General features: G+C 41.3%; 6 protein-coding genes. All 6 read right to left on the reverse strand.

Annotation, left to right across the window (positions count from 1 at the left end):
- Positions 1-184: 184 nt before the first annotated feature.
- Positions 185-1,747, reverse strand: coding sequence for a pilin N-terminal domain-containing protein (locus tag GPK88_RS11270; protein ID WP_215707821.1), 1,563 nt, complete (start codon positions 1,745-1,747; stop codon positions 185-187).
- On the reverse strand, positions 1,731-2,639 hold the full coding sequence (locus GPK88_RS11275; protein WP_215707822.1) for a class C sortase: 909 nt from the start codon (positions 2,637-2,639) through the stop codon (positions 1,731-1,733). Before GPK88_RS11275 ends, GPK88_RS11270 begins: the two co-directional genes overlap by 17 nt.
- A gap of 3 nt (positions 2,640-2,642) precedes the next feature.
- Positions 2,643-3,515 carry a class C sortase gene (locus tag GPK88_RS11280; protein WP_215707823.1) on the reverse strand — a complete coding sequence of 291 codons (873 nt, stop codon included), beginning with the start codon at positions 3,513-3,515 and terminating at the stop codon, positions 2,643-2,645.
- Positions 3,516-3,636: 121 nt separating this feature from the next.
- Complete coding sequence (locus tag GPK88_RS11285) at positions 3,637-5,241, reverse strand: isopeptide-forming domain-containing fimbrial protein (RefSeq protein WP_215707824.1); 1,605 nt, start codon at positions 5,239-5,241, stop codon at positions 3,637-3,639.
- Between the two features lie 68 nt (positions 5,242-5,309).
- Entirely contained in the window at positions 5,310-10,682 is a 5,373-nt protein-coding gene (locus tag GPK88_RS11290; RefSeq protein WP_215707825.1) for an SH3 domain-containing protein, read from the reverse strand.
- 354 nt (positions 10,683-11,036) lie between these two features.
- Positions 11,037-12,038, reverse strand: coding sequence for a helix-turn-helix domain-containing protein (locus GPK88_RS11295; protein ID WP_215707826.1), 1,002 nt, complete (start codon positions 12,036-12,038; stop codon positions 11,037-11,039).
- Positions 12,039-12,357 lie beyond the last annotated feature (319 nt).

The following is a 12,357-nucleotide window of genomic DNA, read 5'->3' on the forward strand; positions in this document are numbered from 1 at the left end:
AAAGCAGCGCCTCATTCGAAGAAGCTTTTAAGTTTGTGGGATAAGTTTGTGCAAAATTCGATATTTGCTCATTTATAGTTGATAAAAAAAAGACAATATCATGAAAACCTGTTGTTTATTCCACAAAGAAAGACCAGACATTTCTGCCTGGCCTTTCCTCATGAGCATCCTCTATGAGGAGTTCTTATTTTTTCTTTTTTCTCTTTACCGCAATTCCTGCTGCACCACCAATTACCACTGCTGCTGCAAGAATTCCAACCCATACGCCAATCGGTGTATCATCTCCGGTCTTTACAGAAGTACGTCCTGTCGTTCCTCCGTTATCAGATGTACCACCGCCTGGTGTATTGTTATCCTGAGAAGGTGTCACAGAAGGCTGTGTTCCCGGTGTCGGTGTCGGAGTCGCTGTCGGATCAGGTTCTGTCTCCTGGCTGTTTGTAATCTCAATGCTGTTGATATAGCTTTCGCTCTTATTCAGAACTACATCGCCTTCACCACTTACGTCAAACAGGAATGTGTCCTTATCAATCGGATTTCCTTCTTCATCTGTCTCCATTACTGTATAAGTAACAGAATCCGGTTCCTCATTTGCCTCGAAAGAAACCTCGGCCCTTACTGAACCATTCTGTTCAAGTTCTACATTATTGATCAGTGTAAGTGTTCCATCAGACTCTTCTCTGAAAATACCGGCATAGAAAGTATCCGCTACTGTATCTTCGTTTCCGTCGACAAGGACTTTCTTGGTAATATCAATATATCCTCTTAAGGAGAATCCATCCGGAATAAAGTAATAGTAGTTATTTACATAGGACACGGATTCCGCGGTACCACTCCTGCTGACTGTAGCTTCATTGGACTCATTCTCATCAGGATCTGTAACATTGTAATAAAATGTATTTCCGTCCTCCACTTCGATCACATCATTGATCGTCATCGGATCTCCGTTTTCATCCAGCTCAAATATATAATAGGTTCCATCCGGCACATTGGACCAGGTCGCTGTTCCACTGTGTGCATTGACAAGATGAATATCCTTCATATAATCACTGCGAAACGGAATGGTTCCATCTTTATCCAGAAACAGGCCAACCTTATAAACCGCATCATCTGCTTCCATGTCAAGAACATCAAAATTCTTGTCAATATAAAACAGCTGCTTGGTAACCTGAATTTTCGTTTCTTTTCCACTGTCATTTGTTACAGCTTTCGGATATGCCTGAACATCATAGGTCCATCCGGTTCCCTCTTCTGCAAAAGGAACCGAAAGAAGCATTGGGGAAACAGACACCTTACCATCCCGGTTATCCTGTACAATCAGATACATGCCTTCCTGCTGATTGCTGTACACGATTTTTCCCTGTGCGTCTGACTGTTTTTCAATTCCGGTAAGCCCGATTTTTTTTACTGCGGCAGAAAGAGTCTCTGCGGCAGAATACCAGTCTTCCGCTGTTTTCAGATTTTCAAAATCGACTCCCGTAAACTGAAGCGCACTGTCTGCCACAAAATGCACATTTCCATCATAGGATACACTTCCTACTTTATAGAGTGTCAGCTTTACATTTGGAATCGGTTTCTGGGTTCCGTCATCTCCGGTTTCCTGAACGGTCAGGCTGATAGTTCCGGTTTTTCCGGCTTCATAATTACCGGCCAGAACAATCTGTGACAGACTGCCGATCAGCATTACGCCCATCACCAGAAATGCCAGAAAACTGCTAAAAAAATTTTTCCGCTTAGTTCTCTTTTCCACTTTTTTCTGCCTCCTCTTTTTCTCCCGATACCCGCCTCTTTTCACCGCGACGGACAATCAGATAAACCAGCAGTATCAGGATAACAAGCACTACACTTCCCGCAGCCAGAACCTTTTTCGGATCTGTCTTTGCAAGCATCTGCGGAACTGTCTCATTACTTTCCTCTTCTTCCACATATTCTGTACGAATTCCCCGCACAAGAAGTCTGTGTGTATTTACACCATATGGGGTACAGGTGACAAGGGTTACAAGATCTTTTCCTTCTACGATATCCAGTTCACTGGTTTCATCCGGAAGAACCGTCTTGATCTGATCTACTTTGTAGGCCAGATTTTTTCCAAGAATATGCAGAATAAAAATATCCCCGATTTCCATCTGATCCAGATCTGTAAAAAGCTTCGCATTGGGAAGGCCTCTGTGTGCCGCAAGTACCGCATGTGTACCTGCTCCTCCAATAGGAAGGCTGGTTCCCTCTACATGCCCCACACCTTTTTCCAGGACATTTTTGCTGAGTCCGTGATAAATTGCAAGCTTTGCCTGAATTTTTGGAATTTCAATACTTCCCATCAGACCATCGCCATTGGGATCAAGAACCTCATCATAAGGATGTGTCGGTTCATAATCCTTTTCCTCATCAAAAGCGTCCACAATGGAATTCACAGGATGTTCCGCATTGTATTCTTCTGCCTCTTTCCAGAGCTTCTCATAATTCTCTTCTGAAAGATTCGAAGTCGACTGTTCATATTTGCTGATCAGTTTTGCATTCCTGTACTGATTCCACATATCACTGAATGTAGGATAAAGAAAAATTCCTGCCCCTGTCAGAAACACTGCTGCTATAAAAATATTAAGGACAACATTTCCTTTTTTCTTCTTTTTCTTTTTTGCCATAAATTATTTCCTGCGTCGTTTTTTGTTCTGAACAGAATTGATTACTGTTACAAGAACAGCTGCAATCACAATTCCGATTACAACACAGAGAAGGATCATCGGAAGAGACGGATTGGTAGCTCCGCTGACTTTCTTCTCTGATTTTTGCGCTTCTTTCGCAGCTTCTACAGTTGTTCTGTGTCCCCGCACAAGAAGTCTGTGTGTATTTACCGCATACGGAGTACAGGTGACAAGTGTCACATAATCTTTTCCCTCTGTGATTGCCAGAGACTCTGTCTGGTCCGGCAGAACCGTCTGAATCTGATCTACTTCATAGGCAAGTGTCTGATTCAGAATATGCAGATAAAAAACATCTCCTTCTTTTACAAGGTTCAGATCTGTAAAAAGCTTTGCACTGGGAAGTCCACGATGTGCGGAAAGAATTGCATGGGTGCTTTCTCCGCCAACCGGAAGACTGCTGCCAAACAGATGTCCGGCACCCTTCTCCAGCGATTCATCTGTTGTGTAATGATAAATTGGAATCTTCACATCGATCACAGGGATCTCCACATATCCCATCATACCATCACCATTCAGGTTGAGAAGAGATTCGTATGTACTGTCTTTCTCTCCATCTCTTACAGAAAAAGCATCCGGTACACTTTCCTGTTTAATCTGTTCGTTATATTTCTCTGCTGCCTTCCACATGCTGTCGATCTTCTTCGAATTCTCATCCGAAGAAACACTGCTGCTATATTTGCTGATCAGTATATTGTCCCTGTGTTTATTCCAGGCATCGCTGATCATCGGATACAGCAGTATGGACAACCCTATCAGAAACAGCAACCCAAGTCCAATATAATTTTTCTTCTTATTCTTTCTCATAGGTTTCTCCATACTGTTGTATTACCGTTTCCGGCCTCCGAAGAGGCCGGGCGGTAACTGATTTACTTAATTATTACTTTGGTTCTGTTGTTTATAAATATTCAGAAAAAGCTGACCAAATGATCTCTAAGGATTACTCCTCAGATGTTCTTCTGCGGCTGATGAAGAAAGCACCAGCTGCAACAGCCATAACTACAACACCGATAATAGTGAAGAGGTATGTTCCCATTCCACCTGTGGATGGAAGAGTGCCCATCTTGGTATTTACGATCTCAGTTGTGGAAGATGTTCCATCAATCTTTGTAATAGTGCCGTTATTGTAAGTTGCTGTATAAGTAGATCCTGGATTTCCATCAATTGCAATAGTATAAGACTTCAGAGTACCATCATCATTATATGTTGCACTAATCACTACTGTATGTTCCTGTGTATCAAGAGTAAATCCTTCCGGAGCTACAGTCTCGACAAGTTTGTAAGTACCTGCATCAAGACCCTTGAATGTCATATGACCATCTTCGTCTGTTGTAGCTGTATAAACCTTGTTGGAATCAGTTGTGCTTGTAAGAGTAAAGGTTGCACCTGTAGCTACGCTTGTTTGGGTATTAGAATCAATCTCCTCTTTACTCTTTGTAGAAATAACTTTTCCGTTCTCATCAACTTTTACAAGCTCTGTTGTTTTTCTGTTATGTTCTGTTTTGGTTCCGTTGATATTTCCGTCGATTGCAAATGTATAGTGGTATGTTTTCTTCTCATCTGTTCTTGCAGTTGAGTTACTTGACGGATCATTTGAATACTCTACATATACAGTATTGGTATGTGCGTCAAAGTTTACTTTTGTGTCATCTGTTAATGTAGCTGTATAAGTTACCTCTACATTTTTTCCACCATTATTGAGGATAAATGTTTTTGCAAAGGCAACTTTAACTGTCTGTCCTTCAGCCTGCAGTGCAAATGTATCGTCACCTGCCTGAATAACATCATCACCAACTTTTACTACAACACTTCCATTTTTTACAGCAAGTCCATTTAATGTATCGTTGATGGTATAAGTTACATTTGAAGAATCATTGTTGTATTCTGCACTGTACTCAGGAATTGTTGAAGTAATTTTGTAGTTTACCTCATCATCGATTGCTACATCATCACCTTTATTATTTCCAGAGCCTGAATTTACAATTGTTTTGTCTACAGTTACTTCATTGGATTTTGCATAACCTTCAGTTCCGTTTAAACTCCATTTCTGAGATGCATCAATCGGATTGGAAGTCATGGTCTTATCGGTTCCGCTTACGCTGTAGTAAACACCTGCAAGCATCGGGTTATAAACTTTTGCCGGTTTTGTATTATTTGCACCAGCAGTTACAAGAACGATCCAGTAACCTGCAGCAACATCTGCAGTATAAGTAGTTCCATTACCTGTAAGTGTTACTCCACCGCCATTGCCTGCAACAACTTTTGCCAGAGCTGCAACCTCATCAGCTGTCGGAGCTAAAACATCCGCAATATCATAACTGGAATTTACTTTCTCATATCCCCGAAAACCTTTTCCAGCCTGATATTTTGCTTTTGTGATCTGGTACGCAGTTACTGTTAAACCTGCTTCTACGTTATTAACAGTAATTGTTGCCCTATCTGCCGCTGTAGGCTCCTGGCCATCAGCAAAGACTGCGGTGCACATAGACAGAACCATAACTGCTGCCATTAATAACGCACCAATTTTCTTGAATAAATTCTTCATACTAGTCTCCTTTCTTTCTATCCCTTTTCCTTTTTCATTCTCCTCGTATTTCCATTTACAATAATGAGTCACGATCTTTTTGCTTCTTCCTCCCTCCGTTTATTTTTTATAAACAACAGGAGTGCAGTCGCAAGAATCGCCACACCACTGATTGTAAATCCATAGATTCCGGGGCCACCGGCACTCGGTAAGTTATAAATTTTGTTGTTTTTGATTGTCAGTACATTACTTCCATCAGAAGAACTTAAGGACCACATGGCGTTCTCTGTCTGAAGAGTATTGCCATCTTCATCTGTAAGGATGATTGTTCCGTTTTTCTGTTTGAAGTAAATCTGATCTGCCAGTAAAGTGCATCCATCCGGTGCCTTTGTCTCCACCAGGTAATACTGCCCTGGTGAAAGATTTCTCAGAGCTTCTTCCTGATGATCGTTGTCAATCACAATTGGATCTGAATTTACTTTACTGTATCCGGTTCCGTTACGATCTTTCTTATACAGATCGAATTCCGCACCTGCCAGCCTTGTCTCACTGCCGTCTGTACTGTTCAAAATCTTAACCAGGTCAAGATCCGCAGTATTTTCTGTGTAGGTGTTTTCAATTGCAACTTCTGCATTGCGGCCATCTGTAATTTCATAGGTTCCTGTTGCAAACATTGCCCACTGTTTCGGATAGTCAAAATGCAGGATGTTCTGGCAGTCATACCGGATTTTTGCACCTCGGAAAATCATGGTTCCTTCAATGCCTTCTCCACTGTAGAAATAACAGTTATCCAGTGTCGCGTTATTATCAAATCCGTTAATGGATTTAATAATATTTATAATCGCCAGTCTTTCATCAATACTTGCAGGATTTCGGGTCCATACAAAGGTTCCCTGACCCTTGGTCAGTTTTGCCACAATTAAATTCTGTACACCAATTTCGTAATCCTGTTGATTACAATTTGTGACTCTGTCTTTTGCTGTATACTTATAAGTCGAAGCCTCTGTGGTAACATCCACACCGTTCTGTTCCGGATTCTGAATTGTTGTTCCATTGATCTTTACTTCTGAGGAATATCCGTTTTTGTTGTAATTGCTCTCTGTAACGTGATACGTACCTGTTCCACATCCCTCAATTTTCCAGGTATAAGTCCAGGTGGTACCGCTTCCTGTTACGAACGCATCCCTTCTTAAGTAAAGATCCTGTGCGAAATCAACATAAGTATTGGTTTCTGTATCCAGTTTCTTTCCGGTTACCGTGATCTTATATGGAGGTTCCGCATTTGCAAGTTCTCCGATCTCGGTATCCGTAAGACCTTTAAAGGTTTTTGATATTCTGATAAATGTCTGATCCTGTTCCTGGCCCTGATTCTTCGGAGTATTGGTAACAACCACATTCGCGTCCTGACCAAGTTTGATGCTTCCATCTGCTATATGACCATCAGTGTCTGTAACCACAGATGCATCCGCATTATTCACTGCTTTGTCAGGAGTATCATACTTCTCGGAATTCAGATCTACCTCTTCAACCCGGAAACTTGTTCCGGAAAGAATACTTGTTACTGCAACTGTGTATCCGGCAGGTACGCCGGTTACAGTTCCATCGTCTGTTGTCTTGCGGCCACAGACAATTGCATCACTTCCATTGGATGCCAGTGCACCGGAAGCATTGTAATACCAGTAGTTGTTATCTTCATCCAGCAGATAATAATCACCATTTGCATATGGGACTAAAACATTATTCTGATTGGAAAGCTGAATGCGGAAACTGAAGGTATCCTCTACAAAAATATCATCTTTGATCTTCTTGGTAATCTGAAGTTCTCGACTGTTGGCTGCCGAACAGTTATTGGTATAAACCACAACCGGTCGTACATTTACTGCCTTTTTATCAGTCTCAACCTTCTTGATTACTCCCTCTCCGGTTTCCTTGTTATCTTCATCATACTCTTTGTATCCGGTATCATTAATTTTAATCTGGCTGTATTCTTCGGACTTTACTCCGATCTCTCTTACATAATATTTCCTGTTCGCCTGTAAATCGGTAAAGATTGCAGACTCATCTGGTTTCAGATAAAAGACATTCTTGTATGGCGTTCCATTAATTTCCTTATCACCAAATTGAATTTCCTGGCTCGTCGGTTTACCTGCATTTCCATATACTGCACTGCCATTTCCCAGAGGAACATATTTATCAGAATAGATTTCATTTCCCTGGCTGTCTTCACCAACAATATCCTGTGCATATAACTGGAACGCAAACTCTACATTACTGTATTTTTCTTTATCAGTATTGCTGAGCTCTTTTCTTACTTCTACCTGTCCCTCCGGAATAACCTGGATGTTAAACTTCATATGAAGGTTGGAAGCACCAGCTCCTCGTTCCATATAAAACATCTTAAAGGAATGAGTTGTAAAATCCCTAAAAGTATCACCGTCGAAATAATTATCAACCTTACTGCTATCCCATTTTGTTCCATCCGGGAAATATCCTGCTGAACGGAACATTTCTTTAATAGTAGTTGTATACTCCTTTGGTACCTGTCCTGTATTACAATCCTTCCAGCTTACAACTCCGGTCTCAAAATTAATCTTACCGGAATGGGCATCGTGTACACCACCAATATCAAGTACCAGAACATCATCGATATAAATCCACATGTCGTCATCGCCATTGAATTCATAGATCATGGATTCTTTTTTGGAACTATTCGGAGGTGTTACCTTTCCAGCTTTTGGCTGAAGGAAATTACCATCCATTTCCATACCAAACTGGTAATCATTCGTACCCTGAGTCTGATAAAGTACTTTTCCCTTATCCGGATCGCTGTCATCCAATTCATTACCATCTTCATCATATAAATTATGGGTATTAGATGCATATTTGCCATCCGCAATTGCATTATATGGCATAAAGTTTCCACGGCTGTAGAAATATGAGGTACTATCTCCTCTTGGTGTTCCTATTGCATCATAAACCGTAAAATTCGCTGATGTTCCAGGATTACTTCCTAAATATGCGTAGTTATTGAAACTGCTATATTCATAATATCCTGTCTGGTCATAAATGGTTTTTAAGAACAGATGATTTACTGTTGTTGTTTTTCCACCGGAAAACAGACTTTCCAAATTCGAACTATTACTTTTTACCGTTGGATATCCATTAGGTGCAAGAACGTTGTTTAACAGTCCTCTCTTGATATTTCCATTTCCATAGTCACCACCAAGAGTAAGCCAGGTACTCTGATCTGAATTCGGTCCGATCTTTTCACTGCTGTTACCCCATAAATCCTTCATCTTCATGGTAATACCATCGCTGGTATGGTCAACAGTCTCAACCGTTTTCAGGTTTTCTACCTTCTGATAAACAAAATATACTGTATTACTTCCAATATCGTACCATGCTGTCGTATCCTTCACATTCCGATCAGAAGTATACTGATATTTCCCGTTATTATAACGAACATTATTTACTACAGTTCCCTCTTCTCCTGCTGAGGAAGCAACTTTAGCTTTCTTGAAAGCATAGCCGCTAATCTTCGGAGCATCTGCATATGCTGTTGTATGTGAGTTTCCACTCCATGTTACAGATTTATTACCACTTCCAATAGAATTTCCTGTTGTATCAATCAACTGAATTGACAAACTTCTCCGAGCATCCTGCCAGGTAATCGTGAACACCGAAAAGCTATCCGTCTCAAATTCCGCTTTCTGAATTTCATTCTCTGCGGTAGTCTCAACTTTTGCAGTTCCCTGCTGTGTCATATCAACAACAGACTGCACATTACCAGCTTCATCCTCTACAAGATGCATCACTGCAACAGAAAGCTCCTGTGCATCTGTGGCTTCTGTATTCTCATCCTCCAGAGATATCTCCTCATCAGCTTCTGAACTGAATGTTGATGTCTCTGTGCTCTCTTTGATTTCCTGAGGAATTGATGATGCCTGATAATCCATGGAAACTTTAACTCTTCCGTTATTTGGCTCAATTTTATTTCCCTCATTGTCCTGGAAATAAATATCATATGCAAGAAAACCTGCAACTGTATAATCCCCTTCTTCAGCTTTTGCATGAAGCTGAGATTCTACTTCTGAATACTGAGCATTGTCTTTTTCAACAGGTGTTACGACCAGTTCCGCATCTTCAGGAAGAACATCCTTATCTGCAGTTGCTGTCACAACTACATTCCCTACCGTCTTGGAATAAGTAACAGGACCTTCCTGCGTGAGATCATCCGTCACTTCCTCTTCCGCCGGCTCCTCATCACCCGTCTCAACCACCTGAACCATATCACTTCTTATGTAAGCTTCCGTTCCCGCGTAAGAAACTCTGTACCAGGTTGTCCCGTCTTCTGCTGTAACAGTTTCCAGAACGGTAAGCTGTGTACCTGCTTCCACAGTTGTAACTACATCCGCATCTTCTGATGGACTGACACGAAGATTTACATCATCTCCAATGACAGTTACAATAACAGCTTCCTCTGATGGAACCTGTGTAATCTCAGGTTCTTCTTCTGGAACTTCTGTAACTTCCGGTTCTTCTGCCGGAGCTTCTGTTACGGTCGGCTCTTCCGTCGGTGCTTCTGTAACTTCCGGTTCCTCTGCCGGAGCCTCTGTTACGGTCGGCTCTTCAACCGGTGCTTCTGTTACTTCCGGCTCCGGTGTAATCTCACCGTCTGAAATATCCACATCACTATCATTTCCCTCTGAATCAATAGGAGTGTCTGAATTTTCATCCTCACCAGAAACTGTTTTAGGGGAGTCCCACATCACCGCAAAAACAGCGGAATTTCCAGTTTCTGCCTGAATGGTCTGTACCTGCTTGGTTTCTGTTACATTCAGAACCTTCAGATCTTCATTCGGCTGTAAAACATAAGCTTCTGTCTCGCCGGTGCTGCTGTTATAACGAAGTTTTTCAACAGTTACACTCGTATTGGCTGCATCGGTAAGTTCCGGTGCTGCCGGTGTCTTGTATTCAATTGTTACCTTCACTCTGCCGTTCGGCTCAACTCTGTTTCCGTCAGCATCTGCAAAATATACATCTAACGCAAAAAAGCCCCGCAGGCTGCTGCCCTTATCTTCGGCCGCCTTCGAAAGCTTCTGAGATACTGTATTATAGAGTACTGATGAATTTTCGTTTACAGTATCGGCTTTCAAAGATGTATTTTGAGGAAGAGCTCCTTCTTCCTGCGCCTCTGCTGTTACTTTAACAGAATCATTTTCATATGTAAGCATAGTTTGCTGCGCCTGTTTTTCCTGGTCTGCGCTGCTTACATCCGGTGTCGATTCTTCGGCTTCGGGTCCCGATGATCCTTCACCATCTGTGAACAGATCATCTGTTCCATCTCCAAATGTCTCACTCGCGGAGATCGTGTATGCACTTGGCACACAAGATACCATCAACGCCAAAGCCACCATAAATGCCAGGATTTTTCTGAACTTATCTTTCCTCAATTTCTTCATACCTTTCCTGCTTTCCTGTGTGTGCATTAACGTGTACTATAATTCTTATTATTTTTCTTCCGTTTATATTCCTCTCTTCTTAAAAAAGCTTCAGGTTTTTTATCTGGTAATTAAAGCTGTTTCATACCGCAAACTTTTTATATTTACAGGATTCTCATGTCAATACAAAAAACATTTTTGGTATCCAATGATATCCAGATAAAAACTTTGGCTTCTTCTCCTTTCTTAAATATCGTTCTTTTTTGTTTTTGTTGAATATTTTTAAGTATTATCTGATTATTTGTCTTATTTATTATAACGTGAACCCAATTGTTACGTAAGGCCCATTTGGCTACAAAAAGGTGCCTTTGAACATCAATTTAACATATATTGTTTCAATTCCTCACGTTTCTTTATATCCAGCTTACAGAAAATATCCGTAAGATAATGTTTCACCGTATTCACAGAAATCCCCATATGTGCTGCAATTTCTTTATTCGTCCATCCACCACTTGCCTGCATCACAATTGAAAATTCCATAACAGTCAGTTCATCGGTCACTTTGTTCTTCGTTTCAGGATTATGCACTGCCATCCATCCTCTGCTGAAAGACAGTACTCCATCTGTAATCCTTTTGTAGGCGTCCGGATCATTTTTCCGAATGCAAACCTCTATCAGTCCCTGAAGGAGTCCATGATGTTCTATAAACGGCTCTACAAAATCATCCTTCTCCGCCATTTTCCATCCTTCCATCAGATCAATCTGCGCTTCTTTTTTATACCTTCTGTTAATTCTGCACGTCGACATCATACACCGGAGATAAACCATACTGATCGGATAAGTCTCCCTCGTCATAAACAACGCTGCTTTACACATTCCATAAGCACTCCAGTACTCTCCGTTCAGATAAGCCTGATGTGCCAGTACATACACCGCAAAAAGTCTCAGCCCCTCAGAAAGAATGCCACTGTATTCCCACAGCGGCGGAATTCCCTCTGCTGGAAGATGAAGAAGCACCGCACCAACATATCCTGCCAGTACACAAGATGCCTGCAGTTCCTCCGAAATCTCTTTTTTCATTGCCTTACTGATGCATTCCTGAATTCCCTGCAGACCTCGCTTCGAAGCAACCGATCTGCCAAGTGTCAGATTTGCATAACAATAAAGCATACACGCCGAAAGGCGCAATTCCATTTTTTCATTTTCCAGATACAGTTCTGTAATCTCACAGCACTCTTTTGCTTTGCCCGTAAAATAATACAACTCAGCCATCGCAATATTTCTGAAATCTTTATCCTCAAACTGCTCCACTGTCTCCAGGGCTTTTCCCGGTTCAAAAGAAGAATTTAAAAGCGGAAGTACCGTATATTTATTCATTTTCCACCCTCCGTGGTCATACCAGTATTCATTCAAGAATCTCCGCAATGAAGTTATTCTCTGAAGTCTCCGAATCTCAAATTTATGCTGTTTTTTAGTTATACGGATATTCAAAATCCGTCGTTTGTCCCGTTCATTATAGTAGAAAACTATTAAGAAATAAATTCAAAGTTTTTACAAAAATCCGTCAAAAATTTCCACTATCAGTATCTATTATGCAAAGCATATATTCTCCATACAGTCAAGACCACCCGCTTAGCGGGTGGCTTGCTCTGTCCCTATAAGGGACTATTCCCTGCTTGCGCCCGGAAGGCGCACT

Source organism: Blautia sp. MCC269 (genome assembly GCF_018785655.1).
In the GTDB taxonomy this organism is placed as follows: Bacteria; Bacillota; Clostridia; order Lachnospirales; family Lachnospiraceae; genus Blautia_A.